The sequence below is a fragment of the Cohnella panacarvi Gsoil 349 genome (assembly GCF_000515335.1).
Lineage (GTDB): Bacteria > Bacillota > Bacilli > Paenibacillales > Paenibacillaceae > Cohnella > Cohnella panacarvi.
The window spans coordinates 3,506,905-3,529,642 of record NZ_KI911563.1 but is presented as its reverse complement, the minus strand read 5'-3'; the positions used below and the strand labels follow the sequence as shown (position 1 = coordinate 3,529,642).

22 protein-coding genes and 1 other annotated feature are annotated in these 22,738 nt (G+C 54.7%); all 22 genes read right to left on the bottom strand.

Features of this window, described 5'->3' with window-relative positions:
- Positions 1-19 precede the first annotated feature (19 nt).
- Complete coding sequence (rpsG, locus tag COHPA_RS0116900) at positions 20-490, bottom strand: 30S ribosomal protein S7 (RefSeq protein WP_027087345.1); 471 nt, start codon at positions 488-490, stop codon at positions 20-22.
- 73 nt (positions 491-563) lie between these two features.
- The gene (rpsL, locus tag COHPA_RS0116895) at positions 564-986 is read right to left on the bottom strand and encodes a 30S ribosomal protein S12 (protein WP_027087344.1); all 423 of its coding nucleotides are present in this window, start codon (positions 984-986) and stop codon (positions 564-566) included.
- A 334-nt stretch (positions 987-1,320) separates the two neighbouring features.
- On the bottom strand, positions 1,321-2,025 hold the full coding sequence (locus COHPA_RS0116890; protein WP_027087343.1) for a hypothetical protein: 705 nt from the start codon (positions 2,023-2,025) through the stop codon (positions 1,321-1,323).
- On the bottom strand, positions 2,022-2,867 hold the full coding sequence (locus tag COHPA_RS23685) for an ABC transporter ATP-binding protein (RefSeq protein ID WP_027087342.1): 846 nt from the start codon (positions 2,865-2,867) through the stop codon (positions 2,022-2,024). The genes COHPA_RS0116890 and COHPA_RS23685 overlap by 4 nt, the downstream gene beginning before the upstream one ends.
- A gap of 77 nt (positions 2,868-2,944) precedes the next feature.
- A complete protein-coding gene (rpoC, locus tag COHPA_RS0116880) occupies positions 2,945-6,568 on the bottom strand; it encodes a DNA-directed RNA polymerase subunit beta' (protein WP_027087341.1) in 3,624 nt (1,207 codons plus the stop codon).
- Positions 6,569-6,659: 91 nt separating this feature from the next.
- A complete protein-coding gene (rpoB, locus tag COHPA_RS0116875; RefSeq protein WP_027087340.1) occupies positions 6,660-10,205 on the bottom strand; it encodes a DNA-directed RNA polymerase subunit beta in 3,546 nt (1,181 codons plus the stop codon).
- A 245-nt stretch (positions 10,206-10,450) separates the two neighbouring features.
- Positions 10,451-11,056, bottom strand: a complete 606-nt coding sequence (locus tag COHPA_RS0116870) for a class I SAM-dependent methyltransferase (RefSeq protein WP_027087339.1) — start codon at positions 11,054-11,056, stop codon at positions 10,451-10,453.
- A gap of 89 nt (positions 11,057-11,145) precedes the next feature.
- Positions 11,146-11,511 carry a 50S ribosomal protein L7/L12 gene (gene rplL, locus COHPA_RS0116865; protein WP_027087338.1) on the bottom strand — a complete coding sequence of 122 codons (366 nt, stop codon included), beginning with the start codon at positions 11,509-11,511 and terminating at the stop codon, positions 11,146-11,148.
- 59 nt (positions 11,512-11,570) lie between these two features.
- Positions 11,571-12,071 carry a 50S ribosomal protein L10 gene (rplJ, locus tag COHPA_RS0116860; RefSeq protein ID WP_027087337.1) on the bottom strand — a complete coding sequence of 167 codons (501 nt, stop codon included), beginning with the start codon at positions 12,069-12,071 and terminating at the stop codon, positions 11,571-11,573.
- A 55-nt stretch (positions 12,072-12,126) separates the two neighbouring features.
- Positions 12,127-12,310 (bottom strand) — a sequence feature (ribosomal protein L10 leader region).
- 77 nt (positions 12,311-12,387) lie between these two features.
- The gene (rplA, locus tag COHPA_RS0116855; protein WP_027087336.1) at positions 12,388-13,080 is read right to left on the bottom strand and encodes a 50S ribosomal protein L1; all 693 of its coding nucleotides are present in this window, start codon (positions 13,078-13,080) and stop codon (positions 12,388-12,390) included.
- Positions 13,081-13,245: 165 nt separating this feature from the next.
- The gene (rplK, locus tag COHPA_RS0116850; RefSeq protein WP_027087335.1) at positions 13,246-13,671 is read right to left on the bottom strand and encodes a 50S ribosomal protein L11; all 426 of its coding nucleotides are present in this window, start codon (positions 13,669-13,671) and stop codon (positions 13,246-13,248) included.
- Between the two features lie 91 nt (positions 13,672-13,762).
- The gene (gene nusG / locus COHPA_RS0116845) at positions 13,763-14,296 is read right to left on the bottom strand and encodes a transcription termination/antitermination protein NusG (RefSeq protein ID WP_027087334.1); all 534 of its coding nucleotides are present in this window, start codon (positions 14,294-14,296) and stop codon (positions 13,763-13,765) included.
- A gap of 26 nt (positions 14,297-14,322) precedes the next feature.
- A complete protein-coding gene (gene secE / locus COHPA_RS0116840) occupies positions 14,323-14,514 on the bottom strand; it encodes a preprotein translocase subunit SecE (RefSeq protein ID WP_035121174.1) in 192 nt (63 codons plus the stop codon).
- Positions 14,515-14,544: 30 nt separating this feature from the next.
- Complete coding sequence (gene rpmG / locus COHPA_RS0116835) at positions 14,545-14,694, bottom strand: 50S ribosomal protein L33 (protein ID WP_027087332.1); 150 nt, start codon at positions 14,692-14,694, stop codon at positions 14,545-14,547.
- A gap of 467 nt (positions 14,695-15,161) precedes the next feature.
- Positions 15,162-15,812, bottom strand: a complete 651-nt coding sequence (gene sigH, locus COHPA_RS0116830; RefSeq protein ID WP_027087331.1) for an RNA polymerase sporulation sigma factor SigH — start codon at positions 15,810-15,812, stop codon at positions 15,162-15,164.
- 131 nt (positions 15,813-15,943) lie between these two features.
- Complete coding sequence (locus COHPA_RS0116825) at positions 15,944-16,498, bottom strand: NYN domain-containing protein (RefSeq protein ID WP_027087330.1); 555 nt, start codon at positions 16,496-16,498, stop codon at positions 15,944-15,946.
- A complete protein-coding gene (rlmB, locus tag COHPA_RS23680) occupies positions 16,485-17,408 on the bottom strand; it encodes a 23S rRNA (guanosine(2251)-2'-O)-methyltransferase RlmB (RefSeq protein WP_027087329.1) in 924 nt (307 codons plus the stop codon). Before rlmB ends, COHPA_RS0116825 begins: the two co-directional genes overlap by 14 nt.
- 265 nt (positions 17,409-17,673) lie before the next feature.
- Positions 17,674-18,105, bottom strand: a complete 432-nt coding sequence (locus tag COHPA_RS0116815) for a Mini-ribonuclease 3 (RefSeq protein WP_027087328.1) — start codon at positions 18,103-18,105, stop codon at positions 17,674-17,676.
- Positions 18,102-19,514 (bottom strand): cysteine--tRNA ligase, encoded by a 1,413-nt coding sequence (gene cysS / locus COHPA_RS0116810; protein WP_027087327.1) that lies wholly within the window; start codon positions 19,512-19,514, stop codon positions 18,102-18,104. Before cysS ends, COHPA_RS0116815 begins: the two co-directional genes overlap by 4 nt.
- Before the next feature lie 18 nt (positions 19,515-19,532).
- Entirely contained in the window at positions 19,533-20,258 is a 726-nt protein-coding gene (epsC, locus tag COHPA_RS0116805) for a serine O-acetyltransferase EpsC (protein WP_027087326.1), read from the bottom strand.
- A gap of 415 nt (positions 20,259-20,673) precedes the next feature.
- Positions 20,674-22,143, bottom strand: a complete 1,470-nt coding sequence (gltX, locus tag COHPA_RS0116800; RefSeq protein ID WP_027087325.1) for a glutamate--tRNA ligase — start codon at positions 22,141-22,143, stop codon at positions 20,674-20,676.
- Positions 22,144-22,254: 111 nt separating this feature from the next.
- Positions 22,255-22,734 (bottom strand): 2-C-methyl-D-erythritol 2,4-cyclodiphosphate synthase, encoded by a 480-nt coding sequence (gene ispF / locus COHPA_RS0116795; RefSeq protein ID WP_027087324.1) that lies wholly within the window; start codon positions 22,732-22,734, stop codon positions 22,255-22,257.
- Positions 22,735-22,738: the final 4 nt, after the last annotated feature.

Sequence of the window (22,738 nt, the reverse complement as noted above, 5' to 3'; positions counted from 1 at the left end):
TGACTTGCTTAAGCAAATCCTACCAGCGGTAGTGAGCGAACGCTCTGTTCGCTTCCGCCATCTTGTGCGTATCCTCGCGCTTCTTCACTGCAGCTCCCGTGTTGTTGGAAGCATCCAGGATTTCAGCCGCCAAACGTTCTTCCATCGTCTTCTCGCCGCGGTTGCGGGAGTAGTTGACGAGCCAACGCAGTCCGAGGGACGTACGGCGCTCAGGCTTAACCTCGATCGGCACTTGGTAGTTCGCACCACCGACGCGACGAGCTTTAACCTCAAGCACTGGCATGATGTTCTTGATAGCGGCTTCGAAGACCTCCATTGGATCTTTACCCGAACGCTCTTTAATCAAGTTGAATGCATCATACAGAAGTTGCGAAGCAACGCCTCTCTTACCGTCGATCATAATGCGGTTGATAAGGCGCGTAACGAGCTTGCTGTTATATATCGGATCCGGGAGCACGTCCCGTTTCGTTACTGGTCCTTTACGTGGCATCGAAAAATTCCTCCTTTCTCCTTGCTTGTGTTCATTATGCGCGGATCAAGCGATTAAATCGCCTGCCGGCATATTAGGATTTCTTGGCTTTAGGTCTCTTCGTGCCGTATTTGGAACGAGCCTGCATACGGTTGTTAACGCCTGCAGTGTCCAATGCGCCGCGAACGATGTGATAACGAACCCCTGGAAGGTCTTTTACCCGACCACCGCGAATCAGAACGACGCTGTGCTCTTGCAAGTTATGACCGATACCTGGGATGTACGCTGTCACCTCGACACGGTTCGTTAGACGTACGCGCGCGTATTTACGAAGTGCAGAGTTCGGTTTCTTAGGCGTCATCGTGCCTACGCGAGTGCAAACACCGCGTTTTTGTGGCGCGCTCAAATCCGTTTCCTCACGCTTCAGGGCGTTGAAGCCTTTTTGCAGTGCAGGGGATTTCGATTTGACGACCTTCGGTTGACGACCTTTACGTACGAGCTGGTTAATTGTTGGCATGTTGCCACCCCCTTCCGATGATACATGCATGATAAAAAGTAATGAAGACGACACGACCGCTTCGCCGTTTGCGTAGTCCACAGACCCAGGCGGTTCATTTTGAGAGACGAGAAAGGGCTCGACCGGACTTCCTCCTTCAAGATTTGCACCTATCGAGACGAATCCGAGCCAAACCCAACAACCTTATCCTCAACGATCGCAGCCATTGCTGCGCCGGCTTCAATGCCTATGCGCTTAGTCCATGCCGATCGGCGGCCACAGAAAGGCACACGTCCGGCACACACTAGAACATATTATCACTTCACTTTGCCTATGTCAAGGAATGATCTTACGCTCAGAACAATCTCTTTTTCATCCATCGGAGGAACATGATTTGCAGCGCCATTACGTAGACGAATACGGCCGCGAAAGTCATTAGCGCTTCTTGCGCGTCGATGTCGGCATCCTCATTGAGCATCGCCATAACGCGATAAGACGGAGGGATCAGCCAGGTTACGAAAGCGAATTGATCCGGTAATCGTTCCGTTATTCCCGAGCCTGCGAGCGATATCGATAGGACGAGGAAAAGGCCAAGAATCGAATAGTTAAGCTTAAGAATCAGCTTGGACGTAAAGATCGCCGAGATCGCAATACCGAGATATGAAAGCAATACATGGCTGACGAGACCGACGATGAACTGCTCTGCCGTAGGCTGCGCCGAAAATTTGCCGAATACGACGGGATAGACTGCCGTGCATAGTGCCAAGATCGTTCCGATAAGCGCAATAACAGCCATTTTCGCCATATAGTATTTGGTCGTGCTGCCCAAGTGAAGTACGGTTATCGTTTGTTGGGTGCGGTCTTCAACATCTATGTAGGCGAAACAAAGCCACGCCATGACCAGGAATAGCACGGTCGACGTAAGGCCATAGCTGGAGAGCACCGGATTCGGAACGACGCCATAGATGAAAATAATAACGGTCATATACACGATGAGCGGAGCGACATATCTGTAGGAACGAACATAATAACGGAATAAATACGACAAGGCGGCCATCATGATACGTTACCCGTCCTCTCGTCCCCGACGTACGCAATCGAACCGCCTGCTTCGAGAATGGCGCGGATGACGCTATCGGAATGCTTACGCTCCACCCACGCGACGCACGAACTTCCTTGCCGCTGAAACCGGCTCACCGCGTTCGACTGTAAAGCAGACGGATCGTGAAGTTCGAATTCCAGTCTCTTGAGCGGCTCTTGCGCCGATCGATCATCCGCCACGCTTAGTCGGCCGTCCCGAAGCCGCAGCGTCCGATCGGCAACCCGTTCGACGAACGACGGCTCGTGAGTCGTCATCACGATCGCTTGACCTTGCCGCTTGATCGCATTGAGCGCGGCCACGAGTTCTTCTTGGGCGTTATGATCGAGTCCGGAGAACGGCTCATCGAGCAATAATAACTCCGGAGCGGCTAGCATCCCCTGTATAAGATTCACTTTCTGAAGCATTCCTTTGGAATATCGCTTCATCGTTCTGCGATCGGCGGGATCAAGTCCGAATCGAGTCACCAACTCTTCTATTCTCGCCGAGAGCTTGTCGCCCGGGATACCTTGCATCTTCCCCATACTACGTAAATAATCGACGGCATTAAAGTTTAATTTAGGGAATCGTTCCGGCACGTAACCGATCGACAAGCGGCCTTCGCTCGATTCGACGATCCGCTGACCTTTATCAAATTTTCCTAGACCGCTTAATATCTTAAGAAGCGTGCTTTTGCCGGAACCGTTAGCTCCTACGATCGCCACCGCTCGGCCAGGCTTGATCTCGAGCATAAGATCGTTCAGCACGTATTGTCCCGCTATCTCTTTGGATACGTCGCGCAAGCGCAATAAGTACGAATCCATAGACTACGCCCCCATCATTATCGCCTGTCTAGCAAAAAAAAGCGGATACCTCGAGGGTACCCGCTTTCCGGAATGGATTACTCTACGCCAACCGGCTCAAGCTCCGTTGCCGCTTCGTCCGTCGGCTCGTCGAACGGCGAGACGACGCGGATGTTGCGGTAGCGGGCCATTCCTGTACCTGCAGGAATGAGCTTACCGATAATGACGTTCTCCTTAAGACCGAGCAAGCGGTCGACTTTGCCTTTGATGGCAGCGTCCGTAAGCACGCGAGTCGTCTCTTGGAAGGATGCGGCCGAGAGGAACGAATCCGTCTCGAGCGATGCTTTCGTAATCCCGAGCAGGACCGGACGGGCTACCGCCGGTTCCTTATCGGCCAGAATGGCGTCGCGGTTAGCCGCTTCGTACTCGTGGATGTCCACGAATGCGCCCGGAAGAAGGATCGTGTCTCCAGGGTCAACGATTTTGATTTTACGCAGCATCTGCTTGATCATAACCTCGACGTGCTTATCGTTGATTTCTACCCCTTGGTTCCGATATACACGCTGAACTTCTTGCAAAATATAGTTCTGAACGCCGCGGATGCCTTTGATTCTCAGCATTTCCTTCGGATCGATCGAACCGTCGGTGAGCTCGTCGCCGGCTTCTACTTGCTGGCCTTGGACGACGCGAATGCGCGAACCGTAGCTGACAGGGTAAACTTTGGATTCGGCAGTACCTTGAATTTCGATCTCGCGACGATCTTTCGTTTCGCGAATTTCTTTGACAACGCCGTCCATCTCGGAGATGATCGCTTGGCCTTTCGGATTACGAGCTTCGAACAGCTCTTGGATACGCGGCAAACCTTGCGTGATATCGTCCCCCGCAACGCCCCCGGTATGGAACGTACGCATCGTGAGCTGCGTTCCCGGCTCGCCGATCGATTGCGCGGCAATGATGCCGACCGCTTCGCCGATCTCGACTTTCTTGCCCGTTGCCAAGTTCCGGCCGTAGCAGAGCTTGCATACGCCATGGCGGGCGCGGCAGCTGAGTACGGAACGGATAGGCACTTTCTTGATGTCGGCGCCAATGATCGCTTCCGCTTTCGGCGTATCGATAAGCTCGTTGCGTGCAACGATAATTTCCTTGGTTTCCGGATGTCGGATCGTTTCGAAAGCGTAGCGGCCTTCGATACGGTCGAACAGATCCTCGATGACCTCTTTGCCGTCTTCGATTCGAGATACGACGATTCCTTTGTCCGTGCCGCAATCGTCCTCGCGAACGATAACGTCTTGGGCGACGTCGACGAGACGACGGGTCAAGTAACCCGAGTCGGCGGTACGAAGCGCCGTATCGGCAAGACCTTTACGCGCGCCGTGCGTCGAGATGAAGTACTCGAGTACCGTCAGGCCTTCGCGGAAGTTCGATTTGATCGGCAACTCGATGATCCGGCCGGACGGGTTCGCCATCAGGCCGCGCATGCCGCCGAGCTGCGTAATCTGCGATTTGTTACCGCGCGCTTTGGAGTCGACCATGAGCATGATCGAGTTGTAGCGGTCCATGGACTTCATCAGAATATCCGTGATTTCGTCCTTCGCTTTGCTCCAAATTTCGATAACTCGGTCGCGGCGCTCTTCATCCGTGATCAAGCCGCGGCGGTATTGGGTCGTGACGACTTTAACGCGCTCTTCGGATTGACCGAGGATCTCTTGCTTTTCTTGCGGCACGACTACGTCCGCGACGGCAACCGTGATGCCTGCCCGCGTCGAGTACGTGAAGCCGAGCTGCTTGATGTTATCGAGAATCATCGAAGTCTTCGTCGTATGGTAAATACGGAAGCACTCGCCGATGATTTGTCCGAGATATTCTTTGCCTACGGCGCCGGCGGTCGGAACTTCTTCGATGATCTTATCGATGTCCGCGCCTTTGTCGTAGATGAAATACTTCTCCGGCGTGCCGTTCACGAGATTCGTCTTCGTCGCCTCGTTGATGTACGGGAACGTATCCGGGAAAATTTCGTTGAAAATGATTTTGCCGATCGTCGTAACGAGCAACGCATCTTGTTGCTTCTCCGTGAAAGACTTCTTCTTGAGTTCTTTAACCGGAATAACGACGCGGGAATGCAAGCTGATGCCGGCATTGCGGTGGTAAGCAGAAACCGCTTCGTTCACGTTCGCGACTCTAAGGCCCGTACCGTATGCTTCCTTGTTATCCATCGTCAGATAGTAACAGCCAAGAACCATATCCTGAGAAGGCGTAACGACCGGTTTGCCGTCTTTAGGGTTCAAGATGTTGCCCGCGGCAAGCATGAGCAGGCGTGCTTCCGCCTGCGCTTCGGCCGACAACGGCACGTGAACGGCCATCTGGTCGCCGTCGAAGTCGGCGTTATATGCCGTACAGACGAGCGGGTGAAGCTTGATGGCGCGACCTTCGACGAGAATCGGTTCGAACGCTTGGATACCGAGTCTGTGAAGCGTAGGGGCGCGGTTCAGCAGAACCGGATGTTCTTTGATGACTTCCTCGAGAACGTCCCACACTTCCGGGCTGACGCGTTCGACTTTGCGCTTCGCGCTCTTAATGTTGTGGGCAAGTCCTTTAAGCACGAGCTCTTTCATGACGAAAGGCTTGAACAGCTCCAGCGCCATCTCTTTAGGCAAGCCGCATTGATACATCCTGAGGCTTGGGCCTACGACGATAACGGAACGTCCGGAGTAGTCGACGCGCTTACCGAGCAAGTTTTGACGGAAACGGCCTTGCTTGCCTTTCAGCATGTGGCTGAGAGATTTAAGCGGTCGGTTGCCCGGCCCCGTAACCGGACGGCCGCGGCGGCCGTTGTCGATCAGGGCGTCCACCGCTTCTTGCAGCATGCGTTTCTCGTTCTGAACGATAATGTCAGGAGCGCCAAGGTCCAGAAGACGCTTGAGGCGGTTATTGCGGTTGATGACGCGGCGGTACAGATCGTTCAAGTCGGAAGTCGCAAAGCGGCCGCCGTCGAGCTGAACCATCGGACGAAGCTCCGGAGGAATAACCGGAAGCACGTCGAGAATCATCCAATCCGGCAAGTTTCCGGAGTTGCGGAACGATTCGACGACTTCAAGGCGCTTAATCGCGCGGTTGCGGCGTTGGCCTTGAGCCGTGCGCAGCTCTTCCTTCAGCTGTTCGAGTTCGCGATCGAGATCGATATCTTGCAGAAGCTTCTTAACGGCTTCGGCGCCCATGCCCGCGGAGAACGCATAGCCGTACTTCTCGCGGTAGCTGCGGTATTCCTTCTCGGAGAGCAGCTGCTTCTTCTCCAGCGGCGTATCTCCCGGATCCGTTACGACGTACGAAGCGAAGTAAATGATCTCTTCGAGGGAGCGCGGAGACATATCGAGCGCAAGACCCATCCGGCTAGGAATTCCTTTGAAGTACCAAATGTGCGATACGGGCGCAGCCAATTCGATATGGCCCATCCGTTCGCGGCGAACTTTGGCGCGCGTAACTTCGACGCCGCAGCGATCGCACACGACGCCTTTATAGCGAACGCGCTTATATTTACCGCAATGACATTCCCAGTCCTTCGTCGGACCGAAAATCTTCTCGCAGAACAAGCCTTCCTTCTCCGGCTTCAACGTACGGTAGTTGATCGTTTCCGGCTTCTTGACTTCGCCTCTCGACCAAGACCGGATTTTGTCCGGGGAAGCGAGACCGATCTTCATGAACTCAAAGTTGTTGACGTCTAGCAAGGAGCAAGCCCTCCTTAATTTACCCGGCAATGCCGCGCGACCGTTCGAAGCTTATCGCGGCGGCTTGCAGGGACACCGATTAAAGGTTGAGTTATTCTACACCGACTTCAGAGCCTTCTAGATTGAGGTTCAGCTTATCTCCAGCGGCATCGTCTTCATCGTCGATTTCTTTCATTTCGATCTCTGTTTCGTCGCCGGACAAGATCTTAACGTCCATACCCAAGCTCTGAAGCTCTTTGATCAGAACCTTGAACGATTCCGGTACTCCCGGTTCCGGCACGTTCTCGCCTTTGACGATCGATTCGTACGTCTTCACGCGGCCGACCACGTCGTCGGATTTGACCGTAAGAATCTCTTGCAGCGTATACGCCGCGCCGTAGGCCTCGAGCGCCCACACTTCCATCTCCCCGAAGCGCTGGCCGCCGAATTGAGCTTTACCGCCCAAAGGCTGCTGCGTAACGAGCGAGTATGGTCCCGTGGAGCGGGCATGGATCTTATCGTCGACCATGTGCGCCAGCTTGATCATATACATAACGCCGACGGTAACTTCGCGCTCGAACTCTTCGCCCGAGCGTCCGTCGCGCAGACGCCACTTGCCGTTGCGCTGCATGCCGGCTTCTTCCATCGTGTCGAATACGTCGTACTCGGTAGCGCCGTCGAATACCGGCGTTGACGCATGGATGCCGAGCAACCGGCAAGCCATGCCAAGGTGAACTTCGAGCACCTGGCCGATGTTCATCCGGGAAGGAACCCCCAGCGGGTTCAGTACGACCTGTACAGGCGTACCGTCCGGCAGGAACGGCATGTCTTCTTCCGGCAGAATGCGGGCGATAACCCCTTTATTACCGTGGCGGCCGGCCATCTTATCGCCTTCGGAAATCTTACGTTTCTGAGCGATATAAGCGCGTACCAATTGGTTAACGCCAGGAGGCAGCTCGTCGCCGTTCTCCCGAGTGAACACCTTCACGTCTACGACGATGCCGTCCGTACCGTGAGGTACGCGGAGCGACGTGTCGCGAACTTCGCGCGCCTTCTCGCCGAAAATCGCGTGCAGGAGGCGTTCTTCCGCCGTCAACTCGGTAACGCCCTTAGGCGTAACTTTACCGACGAGGATATCCCCCGCGCTGATCTCCGCGCCGACGCGGATAATGCCGCGCTCATCGAGGTTGCGAAGCGCGTCTTCGCCGACGTTCGGGATGTCGCGCGTGATCTCTTCCGGTCCAAGCTTCGTGTCGCGAGCTTCGGACTCGTATTCTTCGATATGAATCGAAGTGTACACGTCTTCGCGCACTAGCTTCTCGGAGAGGAGGATCGCATCCTCGTAGTTGTAGCCTTCCCACGTCATGAACGCAACGACGACGTTGCGGCCGAGCGCCAGTTCCCCGGTCTCGGTCGAAGGACCGTCGGCGAGAATGTCGCCCTTCTTGATCACTTCGCCGCGTTTGACGAGCGGACGTTGGTTAATGCAAGTTCCTTGGTTGGAACGCATGAATTTCTGAAGCTTGTACTTGATAATATCGCCTTTGACTTCCTTGCCGTCGATCGTCTCGACGCGGCGAAGCTGGATTTCATTGGCAGACACGCGTTCGATGATTCCGTCGTATTTGGACACAATACATACCCCGGAATCTTTCGCGGACTTGTACTCCATGCCGGTGCCGACGAAAGGCGCTTCAGGCACGAGCAAAGGCACGGCCTGACGTTGCATGTTGGAACCCATCAGCGCGCGGTTCGAGTCATCGTTCTCGAGGAACGGAATCATCGCCGTCGCGACGGATACGACCTGCTTCGGAGATACGTCCATGTAGTCAACGCGATCGGAGGACATCGTCTGGATGTTGTCCGTCTGTCTGTTGATCCGCACGATGACCTGGTCGTCCGTGAAGGTGCCGTCCGGGTTCAGCTTCGCGTTCGCCTGGGCGATGATATAGTTGTCTTCCTCGTCCGCGGTCATGTAGACGATCTCGTCGGTTACCGCGTTCGTGTTCGGATCTACTTTACGGTAAGGGGCTTCAATGAAGCCGTACTCGTTAATGCGCGCGAAAGTAGACAGCGAGTTGATCAGACCGATGTTCGGACCTTCCGGCGTCTCGATCGGGCACATCCGTCCATAGTGCGAGTGGTGAACGTCGCGGACTTCGAAGCCTGCGCGTTCGCGGGTCAAACCGCCCGGACCGAGCGCGGATAGACGGCGCTTATGCGTAAGTTCCGCAAGCGGATTCGTCTGATCCATGAACTGGGACAGTTGCGAGGAGCCGAAGAACTCCTTGATTGCCGCGATGACGGGACGAATGTTGATCAACGCTTGCGGCGTGATCGCGTTCTGATCCTGGATAGACATCCGTTCGCGAACGACCCGTTCCATACGGGATAAACCGATACGGAACTGGTTCTGCAGCAACTCGCCCACGGAGCGCAGACGACGATTGCCCAAGTGGTCGATATCGTCCGTGCTGCCGATGCCGTGCAGTAAGTTCATGAAATAGTTGATCGAAGAGATAATATCCGCCGGCGTAATGTTCTTCACCGATTTGTCGATGATGCCGTTCGAGATAACCTTCACGACTTTGCCGTCTTCGATCGGAGAGAACACGCTGACGCATTGCAACGGAATATCGTCCGATTCCATGACGCCGCCTACCACGTGGTACGTTCTGAAGCCGACGTTGTTCTCCAGCATAGGGAGAATTTGATCCAGCAGACGGCGATCGATCATCTGGCCGGCTTCTGCGATAATTTCGCCGGTGGACGGGTCCACGAGCGTTTCGGCAAGCCGTTGATTGAACAACCGGTTCTTGATATGAAGCTTTTTGTTGATTTTATAGCGACCTACGTTAGCAAGGTCATAACGCTTCGGATCGAAGAAACGTGCGATCAGCAAGCTGCGCGCGTTCTCCAGCGTCGGCGGTTCGCCCGGGCGAAGACGCTCGTAAATCTCGATGAGCGCTTTCTCGGTAGAATCCGTGTTGTCCTTCTCTAGCGTGTTGCGAATATATTCGTCTTGACCGAGGAGGTCGAGAATTTCCGCGTCCGTACCGAAACCGAGGGAACGCAGAAGCACCGTCACCGGAATTTTCCGCGTGCGGTCGATACGAACGTAAATAATATCTTTAGCATCCGTCTCGAGCTCGAGCCATGCGCCGCGGTTCGGGATTACGGTAGCCGTGTACGTCTTCTTGCCGTTTTTGTCTACTTTCGTGCTGTAGTAGACGCTCGGGGAGCGTACCAGCTGGCTGACGATAACCCGTTCCGCACCATTGATAATGAACGTGCCGGTTTCCGTCATAAGCGGGAAATCGCCCATGAACACTTCCTGTTCTTTGACCTCGCCGGTCTCCTTGTTGAGCAGCCGTACTTTAACGCGCAATGGAGCCGCATAAGTAACATCGCGTTCCTTCGCTTCATCGACGGAATATTTCGGTTCGCCTAAGCTGTAATCGATGAATTCCAGCACGAGATTGCCCGTGAAGTCCGAAATCGGCGAAATGTCCTGGAAAATCTCGCGCAGTCCTTCGTCCAAAAACTTCTGGTACGATTGCTGCTGGATTTCGATCAGGTTCGGGACGTCCAACACTTCATTAATGCGGGCGTAGCTGCGCCGCGTGCGGCGGCCATACTGAACAAGATGTCCTGCCAACTTAACCTCACCCCTTAAGTCTGCTTCAACACAAAAATAAAGAAAAGCCCTTATGCGCCGGTTGGCGGCACAATGGCAACCCATCCTGTCCTTACCCCAAAACAAACCCATTATACGCCAAACGGCTGGTATTTATTCCTGGGAAAGGATCGGAGTTTCGAGCACGTTATTTCGGAAGACAATTAGCCCATCCTAATACTGACATTTTTTAATAATACCACAGCGGAAATGTCAAGTCAAATGTTTTATACCTTGGTACTTCTATACACTCGGAAGCCTTTGTCTTTGCCGATTTCGACGACGTTCTCCTCGCCGAATACTTCTTCCAGCTTCGCGCGGGCGCTTGGAGCTCCCTGCTTGTTCTGAATGACGATCCATAGAGAACCGCCAGAGTTCAGATGGCGGGCGGCATCCGCCAATAACATGTGTACGACCGCTTTACCCGCTCGAATCGGAGGATTCGATAGAATGACGTCGAACGTCCGACCCTTTACCGCATCGAACAAATCGCTAGGTTGGAACGTCACGTTAACGATGCCGTTCTCCTTCGCGTTGAGCTCGGCCAGCTCGACCGCCCTCTCGTTGATATCGATCATCGTCACATGTCCTTGCGGCGCAAGGCGTGCTGCCGTCAGTCCCATCGGCCCGTAACCGCAACCGACGTCGAGCACTTGGTCATCCGGCTTGATCTCCATCAAGTCGATAAGCACTCGGCTACCGTAGTCCACCCCGTCCCGCGAAAACACGCCCGCGTCCGATGTCAGCCGTAAATGAAAGCCTCGAAGCGTAGCCGTGAACGCCTGTCGGTTGCTAGCCGACTGCGGCTTGCTCGAATAGTAGTGATCGTTCATATCGATTCTCACCCTTAATCATCATACGCCAATATAGACATGAACAAACCCCTCGAAGAAAATCTCCAAGGGGTTCGCCCAATTGCTTCTTACTTAACTTCGACTTTAGCGCCAGCTTCTTCGAGCTTAGCTTTGATCGCGTCAGCATCAGCTTTGGAAACTTTTTCTTTGACAGCTTTAGGAGCATTGTCAACGACGTCTTTAGCTTCTTTCAAGCCAAGACCCGTGATTTCGCGAACGACTTTGATAACGTTGATTTTGGAAGCGCCTGCGTCCGTAAGAACAACGTCGAACTCCGTTTGCTCTTCAACTTCAGCAGCAGCAGCGCCGCCGGCAACCAACGCAACCGGAGCTGCAGCCGTTACGCCGAATTCTTCTTCGATTGCTTTAACGAGATCGTTCAGTTCAAGAACGGTCATAGCCTTGATGGCTTCCAAGATTTGCTCTTTACTCATGGGATTACCCTCCGTTTATTTGAGATCATAGGATCTTCTTAAGTTTGTTCGTGCTTGGGTTACGCGCTTGCTTCGTTCTTCTCCGCGACCGCTTTGACAGCGAGCGCAACGTTGCGCATCGGCGCTTGCAGGACGCTAAGCAACATGGAGAGCAAACCTTCGCGGGAAGGCAGATCTGCCAGCGCTTTGATTTGAGCCGCATCGACGTAACGACCTTCGACAACGCCGCCTTTAACTTTCAGCGCATCGTTCTTCTTCGCGAAATCGCTGATGATTTTCGCGGGAGCGACCACGTCTTTCGAGAAAGCGACAGCCGTCGGGCCGGTCAGGATGGCATCCAGCTCGGCAAGCTCAATGTTCGCCGCTGCGCGGCTTACGAGAGAGTTCTTAAGGACTTGGAATTCAACGCCTGCTTCGCGAAGCTGTTTACGAAGCAAAGTAACTTGCTCCACGTTCAGACCGCGGTAGTCGGCGACGACCGTCGTCGTGCTTTCGCGCAATTTCGCCGCGATCACATCAACTTCTTGCTGTTTCGCCGCGATAATTTTTGCGTTTGCCATTGTGTACACCTCCTAAAGTCTTAATATACCGCAATATAATACTCGTCCCCGTCTTTCGGAGGCATAAATAATGCCCCCGCAGACTAAGCGGAGGCATGATCGTTTTCACCAGGCAACAAGACGCAAGCATCCCGCGCAACGGAAAATTATATCCACACACCTCGGTAGGAAATTAAGCGCACGTTATCGCGTGGACGACATGCTGCACCTACGGTCTACGGTATCCATATTCGATTTCAACTCCATCAGCTTACCACGAGGGATATTCCGATGTCAAAGTTAGTTTTTACCGCCATACCGGCCGAAACCGATTCGATTAGCGATACGCAGCTACGTCTACGCGTGCGCCTGGGCCCATCGTCGAGGAGATCGAGATGTTTTTCAGGTATACGCCTTTCGAAGAAGCAGGTTTCGCGCGGTTCAACGCGTCGATCAGCGCTTTAAGGTTGTCATTGAGCTTTTCAGCATCGAAGGAAACCTTGCCGATCGGAGCGTGGATTTGTCCAGCTTTGTCTAGACGGTATTCGATCTTACCGGCTTTAATCTCAGCGATAGCCTTAGCAACGTCGTTCGTTACCGTGCCCGCTTTAGGGTTCGGCATCAAGCCTTTGCCCCCGAGAATACGGCCCAGTTTACCGACTTCGCCCATCATGTCCGGCGTTGCTACGCAGACGTCGAACTCGAACCAACCTTGTTGGATCTTCTGGATGAGGTCAGCATCCCCTACGTAATCCGCGCCGGCGGCTTCAGCTTCTTTGAGCTTATCGCCTTTCGCGAATACGAGGACGCGTTGCGTTTTACCCGTGCCGTGAGGCAGGACGACAACGCCGCGCACGTTCTGGTCTTGCTTTCTCGGATCGACGCCGAGACGGACGGCCGCTTCGACGGTTTCGTCGAACTTCGCTTTCGCGGCTTTCTTCACAAGCTCGATCGCTTCGGCGGACGTGTAAGTAGCGTCGCGGTCGATCAGCTTAGCGGATTCATTGTACTTCTTGCCGTGTTTAGCCATGTGTGCTCCTCCTTGTGTGGTTTTAACGGAAGTCTCCTCCCACAGTCCTTGCGAACGAATCCGCAAAAACCGACGGACCCGATTGCAACCGATCCGCTAGCTCTAGGCCATCGGGGCAGTTGTCAAGCTATCCGTCTATCCGATAAGGAATATCCTAGTCGGCGATTAGTCTTCGATCGTAACGCCCATCGAACGGGCAGTACCTTCGACCATACGCATAGCCGCTTCAACGGAAGCCGCGTTAAGATCTTGCATTTTTTGCTCGGCGATTTCGCGTACTTTCGCGCGTTTAACCGTAGCGACTTTCTTCTTGTTCGGCTCGCCGGATCCTTTAGGGATACCTGCAGCGACACGCAGCAATACAGCAGCTGGCGGAGTCTTAGTCACGAAGTCGAATGAACGGTCCTCATATACCGAGATTACAACCGGAATAATCAATCCAGCTTGGTCAGCGGTACGTGCATTGAATTCCTTACAGAAAGCCATGATGTTTACGCCAGCTTGACCGAGTGCAGGACCGATCGGCGGCGCAGGGTTAGCTTTACCCGCTGGTACTTGCAGCTTCACCAATTTGATGACCTTTTTTGCCATGATGCACACCTCCTTGCCCAGTAATGCGGTTTAACGAGATCTCATTAAAGATCCAATCTCTCCCGCTCTTTCAAGAAACCCCAACCATGATTTATATCTTTTCCACCTGAGTGAAATCCAACTCAAGCGGGGTTTCCCTGCCGAACATGTTAACGTGAACCTTCAGCTTGCTTTTCTCGGGAAGAATCTCTTCGACCGACCCGACGAAATCAGCGAAAGGCCCGACCTTAACGCGGACGTTCTCCTTAAGCTCGAAGTCGATAACCGGCTTCGGCTCCTCCATGCCCATGTGATGCAGAATCTGATCCACTTCTTCGGGCAATAGAGCAGTCGGCTTCGATCCCGATCCCGTTGAGCCAACAAAGCCGGTAACTCCCGGCGTGTTGCGCACGACGTACCAAGAATCGTCCGTCTGAATCATTTCAACAAGAACATAGCCGGGATACACTTTGCGCATCACGGTTTTCTTCTTGCCGTCCTTATTGACAATCTCTTCTTCCATCGGCACTAGGACGCGGAAGATCTTGTCCTGCATGCCCATAGATTCCACGCGTTTCTCCAGGTTCGCCTTAACCTTGTTCTCGTAACCGGAGTACGTGTGCACTACATACCATCTTTTCTCCATGGAAAAGCCACCTTTAGGTTCCTGCGTCAAACGACTAGTTCAACGAGGGATGAGATGCCGATGTCCAGTCCCCAGAAGTATACCGTTATCAGCAGCACGGTCACGATAACGACGATCGTGTAGCTGACAAGTTCTTTCCGGCTGGGCCAACGGACTTTCTTAAGCTCGCCCCAACTGTCGCCGAAAAACGAAAAAAAGGACCCAAAGCTCTGTTTCATTTTGGCCAGCACGTCAAAACCTCCTAGGACTTAGCGCGTCTCGCGATGAGGAGTATGTTCGTTGCAGTATCTGCAGAACTTCTTCAACTCGATGCGATCGGAGTGTGTCCGCTTGTTCTTGCTCGACGTATAGTTACGTTGCTTGCAGTTCGTGCAAGCCAGAGTGATGATCACCCGCATCCCTTCCACCTCCCGGGATAACAACTTCATAAAAAACAACCATCAGCGGAAACTCCAGCTTGGTGAACCAAGGCTGTAGTCGGAATCGCTCTCGCGACGGCGTTCCGTCACGACAACATTTCCTGGTGTTTCGCCGATGATTCAGACCTGCGCATAAGAAGCCACCTTTAAGGTTACTAAAACAATTTATCACAGGGCTAAATCGATGTCAACGAAAACCGTCGTGAGAAACGCTGGCAATCACTTAATAGAAGTCGCTCTTCTATGCTCGTCGCGCAAAGACCGCGAGAGGAGTTGACGATCGGCCTCAGAGCCTAGCACCATTCTTCCAACTTTTCGCCGCGTTTAATCGTCTATGAATTGAAAGATTCGTAGCCGTCTATGACTAGAAAGGATTCGGGCAAATAAAAAAGCAGCTCTCGGTACGCTGCTCGGTCGTTCGATAAGTATGGATAAGGGCAGGAATCTCAGCTTCCGACGTCGCGAACTTCCAAATACCGCTCCAGCTTTCGCTTGACCCGCTGGAGAGCGTTATCGATGGATTTGACGTGACGGTCGAGATCGACGGCGATTTCCTGATAGGATCTCCCGTCAAGGTAAAGCATGAGCACTTTGCGTTCCAGATCGCTTAGAATTTCCGACATCTTGTCTTCGAGGCCGAAAAACTCTTCCTGGTTGATGATCATCTCTTCCGGGTCGCACACCCTCGAACCGCATATAACGTCCAGCAACGTTCGATCCGAATCTTCGTCGTATATCGGCTTGTCCAAAGATACGTAGGAATTAAGCGGTATATGCTTCTGCCGCGTCGCGGTCTTGATTGCGGTAATAATCTGGCGGGTGATGCACAACTCGGCGAACGCTTTGAAGGATGCCAGCTTATCGCCTTTAAAGTCGCGAATGGCCTTGTACAGCCCGATCATGCCTTCTTGCACGATGTCTTCCCGCTCCGCGCCGATCAAAAAGTAAGATCGCGCCTTCGCCCTAACGAAGTTGCGGTACTTGTTGATCAAGAACTCCAGCGCTTCGCTGTCTCCTAGACGGACGTCTTCTACGATGTCCTCGTCGGTCTTGAAGTCGTATTCACGTGTTGCCAGCCTCTCCAAGTCGACGCTCACGTATATCCCTCCGGTCTGCTCAGCGTGCTGGGACCTGCAAATCTTACAAACTATTAACAATATACTTGATAAACCCTATAGCGTCAATGGATTTGAACCTATCCGCCCTCGGAATGACAGTGGCAAAATTGTTAATTTTCTCCACCTTTTGACCCATTCGCGTCAAGGCCTCGCCTCATATTCTCCAGTTTTCGCCATATATCGTCGCTCAGAGCGCTGCCAAGCTCGTTGCGCTTAGGCTTAGGGTCACGTTTTATCGTCGTTTGGATATCGTTGCTGCTTTGCTCTACGGCGATCTTAAGCTCTCGGGCCGTTACCCTTAGCGCCCCTTTTCCGAAGGCGACGTGCTGTTCGGTCAAATCGGACGTCGCCACGTACACGTTGCGCCGCGCGGAAATCCAATCCCCCACGAGGCGCTCGATGCATTCGTCCGCCGTCTCCCTCTCCCGCGTGAACATGACCCGAACATTGCGATGCCTGTAATCCGAACCTAAACCGCCGGCCACGTGATAGGCATCGAACACGACGATAACGCGAACGCCGGAATAGCTTTGGTAATCCGCTAGCAACTCCAGCAATCGATCTCGGGCATTCTCCAGCTTCTCGTTCTTGAGCGCGGCAAGCTCCGGCCAGGCTCCGATGATGTTATAGCCGTCGACCAGCAGGACGTCTTCACGCTTCCGCATGACGCTGGCGAACGACCTCGTATAGGATAACGCCTGCCGCGACGGATGCGTTCAGCGAATTCACGTGGCCGAACATCGGAAGCGATAAAATGAAATCGCACTTCTCCCTTACTAGTCGGGACAACCCTTTGCCCTCGCTGCCGATCACGACCGCGAGCGGACCCGTCAGCTTCGTCCGATGAAAGCTTTGCGGGGCTCCGGCATCGGCGCCGGCGATCCAAAGCCCGGCTTCCTTCAGCTTTTCCATCGTCTGAACGAGATTGGCCACGCGAGCGACCGGCACGTACTCGACCGCTCCTGCGGAAGTTTTCGCCACGACGGCGGTAAGGCCGGCGCTTCTGCGCTTAGGCACGATCACGCCATGGACGCCGGTGCAATCGGCGGTGCGCAAGATGGAGCCGAGATTGTGCGGGTCTTCGATCTCGTCGAGCAGTACGATGAAAGGCGCTTCGCCCCGCTGCACGGCGAGGGCCAGCAAATCCTCGACTTCCGCATAAGCGATCGCGGCCGCCTGGGCAACGACGCCCTGATGCTGCATCTCCGGCGCGAGCTGATCGAGCTTGCGCTTGTCGACGAGCTGCACGACGATGCCGCGGGCTTTCGCTTCCTCTATGATAGGCTGAACGAGATGACGCTGAGCCTCTTTGTATAAGAAAATTTTGTTGAGCGCGCGGCCCGCCTTCATCGCTTCCAGCACCGGATGCTTGCCGGCGATGAGTTCCTCTTCGTTGCCGTTGCGGGTTTCCGTATCCTCGGCGAATTCGTCTACCACGGAACTCGATGCGGCGGAAACCGAACTCTTGCGATCGCCTCCGTTCGAACGGTTCCATCCCCCGCTTTGGCGCTTGTCCGGTCCTTTGGAGGATGCCCGTCCACCGCCGAACTTGCCGCCTTCCTTACGATTATTCATCTGTATCGTCCTTTCATCTAGAAACCGTAATCCTGTCGGAGCAGACTACGAGAATAGCAACCATTTGCAGCTAAATTCGGCCAAACTCCCACCCATCAAGCAAATAACAACCATTTGCAGCTATTTCGGCTCGGGAGCCACAGTCGGTGGCAAACTACGAAAAATAACTGTCGATCCGTTGGTATTCAACCGTAAACAGACGATTTTCAAACAAATAACTATAGATTCGTTGTTATTCCTTCACAGACAGGCTCACAATCCGCCATCAAGCTTCCTCGAACGCAAGCCCGATCAACTGCTCAAGCCGCTCCTTCTCGCCGCGGTAGTATAAGTAGCCGATCAAGCATTCGAGCGCGGTCGCCTGCCGGTAATCGGCGGGATCGGCGTTCCTCGGCGGCTGGCCCGACTTCGTATTGCGGCCGCGCCGCACGATATCCGCCTCCTCTTCCGACAGAAGCGGATGCCAGCGCTGCAGCAGCTTCGCTTGCGCGGCCGCGGACACGTAACGGGTCGCCGCGCGGTGCAGCTCGTGCGGCTTGCGAGCTCGCCCGGCCACGAGACGTTGACGAATATACACTTCGAACACCGCGTCGCCGACATAGGCGAGCACGACGGGATTAAGCAAATTCACCGGCGTATCCGGCGGCACTACAGGCGCAATGACGGCAGGCAGATCGCGGTTCGTCTCCTTCGTCATTTGCGGCGCCAACGCATGCCTTGCGGCGTGTCTTCCAATACGATACCACGCTCCGCCAATAAATCGCGGATTTCGTCCGCGCGCTTCCAGTCGCGGTTGCTTCTCGCTTCCGCGCGCTCGGCGATCAACGCGTCGACCTCTTCATCGAGCAAGTCCGCTTCTTCCCGCGCAGGGAGCAAGCCGAGCACGTCGTCCATCGCTTCGAACCGCTCCAGAATCGAGAGCAGATCCGCCTCGCTCACCGATTCCCGCTGAAGGTAGTTATTCGCCTCCGTCACGAGACCGAACCAGGCCGTGATGGCGTCCGGCGTGCCGAAATCGTCGTCCATGCTGGCGTTGAACTGCGCCTGCAGCTCGGCTAGCCGCGATTGAAGCACCTCGTCCTTCGCGAGCGACAGCGAGCCTTTGGCGACCGTCGACAGGCGATGCACGACGTTGTCCCGGCTGTTCGCCAGCCGTTCCACGCTTCTGTCCGCCTGCTTCAGGATCTCCTCGCTGAAATTGAGCGGGCTGCGATAGTGCGTCGCGAGCATCAGATAGCGAATCGGCTCTTTCTTCGCCAATTTAAGAAGGTTGCGGACGTTAATCCCGTTGCCCAGCGACTTCGACATCTTCTGGTTGTCGATGTTGACGAAGCCGTTATGCATCCAATAACGGGACAGCGGCTCCTCCGTCAGCGACTCCGACTGCGCGATCTCGCATTCGTGGTGCGGGAATTGCAGATCGTGGCCGCCCCCGTGGATGTCGAGCGTATCGCCCGCGTATTTGCGCACCATGGCGGAGCACTCGATATGCCACCCCGGACGCCCGTTGCCCCAAGGGCTCGGCCAGTAAATTTCGCCCGGCTTCGCGGCTTTCCACAGCACGAAGTCCTGCGGACTTTCCTTGCGCTCGTCGACGTCGATGCGGATGCCGTACTGCAGTTCGTCCAAGTTCTTGTGCGACAGCTTGCCGTACTCCGGGAACGTCGCCGTGCGGAAATAGACGTCTCCCCCGTTCTCGTACGCCGCGCCTTTCTTCACCAGGCCGTCGATGAAGTCGATGATTTCCGGAATCGTCTCCGTCACGCGAGGTTGAATCGTTGCCGGACGAGCGCCGAGGCCGTCGCGGTCCTCCTTGAACGCTTCGATGAACTTCTCCGCCAGCTCGGGCACGGTGATGCCGAGCTCGTTCGCTTTGCGTATCATCTTATCGTCGACGTCCGTGAAGTTCACGATATAGTTAACCTCGAGGCCGAGCGATTCCAAGTATCTGCGGGCCACGTCGAAGAAAATAACCGGGCGGGCGTTGCCGATATGAATGTAGTCGTACACCGTCGGTCCGCATACGTACATGTTTACTTTGCCCTCTTCGCGCGGAACGAAAAGCTCTTCCGTCCTCGTCATGCTATTATAGATCTTCAGGTTCACAAGTTCATGCTCCTTTAGTTAAATATCGTACAGGTAAGCTGCGCCCACGGCTTCCGCCGCTTGCTCGTCTTTCTTCTTCTGCTCTTCCTCGGTCGGGCAGCTCTCGCCCTTCAGGCGTTCCACTTCGCGTTTAAGCTCGTTGATTTCCTTCTGCATGAAACGGAACGTCTCGATGACCGGATCGGGCAAATTCGTATGGTTGAGCCGATCCCCGACCCGCTGCCCGTTGCGCTTCACGACCCGGCCGGGGATTCCCACGACCGTGCTGTTCGGGGGCACTTCGCGCAGGACGACCGAGTTCGCTCCGATGCTGGAGTTGTCTCCGACCGTGAACGAGCCGAGCACCTTCACGCCCGAGGCGATGACGACCCGATTGCCGATCGTCGGATGCCGTTTCCCTTTTTCCTTGCCGGTTCCCCCAAGCGTTACGCCCTGATAGATGACGACCTCGTCCCCGATCTCGCACGTTTCGCCGATGACGACGCCCATCCCGTGGTCGATGAACAGCTTGCGTCCGATCTTAGCGCCCGGATGGATTTCGATACCGGTGAAAAACCGGCTGATTTGCGAGATGAACCTAGCGACCGTAAACCACCTATGCCTGTAAAAAAAATGCGCGATGCGATGAGACCATATGGCGTGCAGACCCGAATAAGAGAAAACGACCTCGAACCGGCTTCGTGCCGCCGGATCGTTCTCGAGAATGACGTCGATATCGGACTTCACGTTGCTCCAGAACCCCATGACTATTCCCCCATTTATTGCCTCTCTTAATCTCCTTCGGAATAATAAAAACGCCCCTGCAGCTTTCGCTGCAGAGACGTGTATCATACGCGGTCCCACTCTGCTTGCGCCGTCGCAATGCCCCGGATCGGGTTAACGTCGGCGAACTCCTTCGGCTGGTAACGGGAACAACCCGGCACCGCTTACCTGGCTATGCGTTCGGACGATTCGAGGCGTTCGCTTCGCGATGCCGTCCGTCGGCTTTCCAATCAGCGGCGCAGCTCCCAGGCGCAATTCGGTCTCGTCGGAATGGGACGGCTCTCAGCCTAGGCCGTCTTCTCTGGACATTCGCGGGGCGAAACGTACTTTCCTGTTCGTCGCACATGTTCGATATAAAGCAAGTATATCCCAACGCCGTAAAGGTGACAAGTAACGCTTATTGCCGTGCTGCCAAGCTATCGCTCAGCCGCTTCAGCACGCGCTCGCGACCGAGCAGCCAGATCGTTCCGTTCAAATCCGGCCCGTGCATTTGTCCCGTAAGCGCGATGCGGATCGGCATGAACAAGCCTTTGCCTTTGACGCCCGTCTCGGACTGCACGGCTTTAATCAGCGCCTTCATATTCTCGACCGTGAATCCGGCTTCGCCCGCGGATTCCACTTGGTTGCGGAACGCGGCAAGAACCGCCTGCACCGTTGCCTCCGACATCACTTGCTTCGATTCTTCGTCAAGCTCAGGCACGTCCGCGAAGAACAGATCAGTCAAAGGCACGATGTCCGATGCGCTGTTCATTTTCTCCTGATGGAGAATCACCAGAACGTTCACCCAAGCTTCCTGGGCTTCATCCAATGTCGCCGGCAAACGGCTCGCTTGCTGCAGCTGCGGCACGCACAGCCTGACGATTCGATCCAGCTCAGCCTTCTTGAAATAATGGTTGTTCATCCACGATAGCTTCCGCTGGTCGAAGATTGAGCCGGATTTATTGACGCGTTCGAAGGAGAATCGCTCGATCAGCTCCTGCTTCGAGAAAATCTCTTCCTCAGTACCCGGCGACCAACCGAGCAAGGCGAGGAAGTTTAGAATCGCTTCTTCTAAATATCCGAGGTCGCGGTATTGGGAGATAAACTGCAGTATCGATTCATCCCGCTTGGAAAGTTTCTTGCCTTCCTCGTTCAGGATCAGATTGAAGTGAGCGAACTCCGGCACGTCCCAGCCGAACGCACGATAAATCTGCATTTGCCGCGGCGTGTTGGATATATGCTCTTCGCCCCGCGTCACATGGGTAATTTCCATCAGATGATCATCAATGACGACGGCCAGATTGTAGGTCGGCATTCCGTTCGATTTGACGATAACGAAGTCGTTGCCGTCCGACTCGAACGAGATGCCCCCGCGGACCATATCATTAAACGCAAGCGTCTCGCCGGAAGAAGTGCGAAGTCGAACCGTGCGTCCGCGCCCTTCGGCTTCATACGCCGCTCGCTGCTCCGGAGTCAAATGGCGGCAGTGCCCCGAATACTTAGCCGTCTCTCCGGCGGCGATCTGCGCATCGCGCTCCTTCGCCAGATCCTCTTCCGAGCAGTAGCAATAATAAGCCCGATCTTCCTTTAGCAATTGTCCGATGTGTTCACGGTAGATGTCCATACGATCGGTACAACGATACGGACCGTACTTGCCACCGATGTCTTCTCCTTCGTCCCATTCGACGCCGAGCCAACGTAGACCGTTGTAGAACTCCTCAGCGGCGCCCGACACGTTGCGGTCCAGATCGGTGTCCTCGATGCGAAGGATAAATTGCCCGCCGTGTTTCCGAGCGAACAAGTAGGTGAACAATGCCGTGCGCGCGCCTCCGATATGCAGATGTCCCGTCGGGCTCGGCGCGTAGCGAACGCGAACTTTAGTAGACATAATAATTCCTCCTTGTATATCGATCTTTTCACCCTGCCATCCACTTCAACTCGCCCGCAAAATAACAACCGTTATTTCAATTCGCTTCGATTTACCGTGACGGATGAGATATCAGGAAGTTTTAACGAGGCAAACGACCGCTTGAGCGGCGATCCCTTCGCCGCGGCCTGTAAAGCCGAGCTTCTCCGATGTCGTCGCTTTCACGTTGACTTCGGTTTCCTCTCCGCCGAGCGCCTTGGCGATGACCGATACCATTCGGCCGATATAAGGCGCCATCTTCGGGGCTTGGGCGATGATCGTCGCGTCGACGTTGCCGAGCTTATAGCCCCGCTCCGTTGCGAGCGCCCATACGCGCTCCAGCAGCTTCACGCTATCTGCGTCTTTATAGGCTGGGTCCGTATCCGGAAAATGTTTGCCGATGTCGCCCAGCGCAAGCGCCCCCAGCACCGCGTCGCTGATCGCGTGCAGCAGCACGTCCGCGTCGGAATGGCCGAGAAGCCCTTTGTCGTACGGAATCGTAACGCCGCCGATTATGCACGGCCTGCCCTCCACCAGTTGATGCACGTCGAAGCCTTGTCCCACTCGTATCATATCC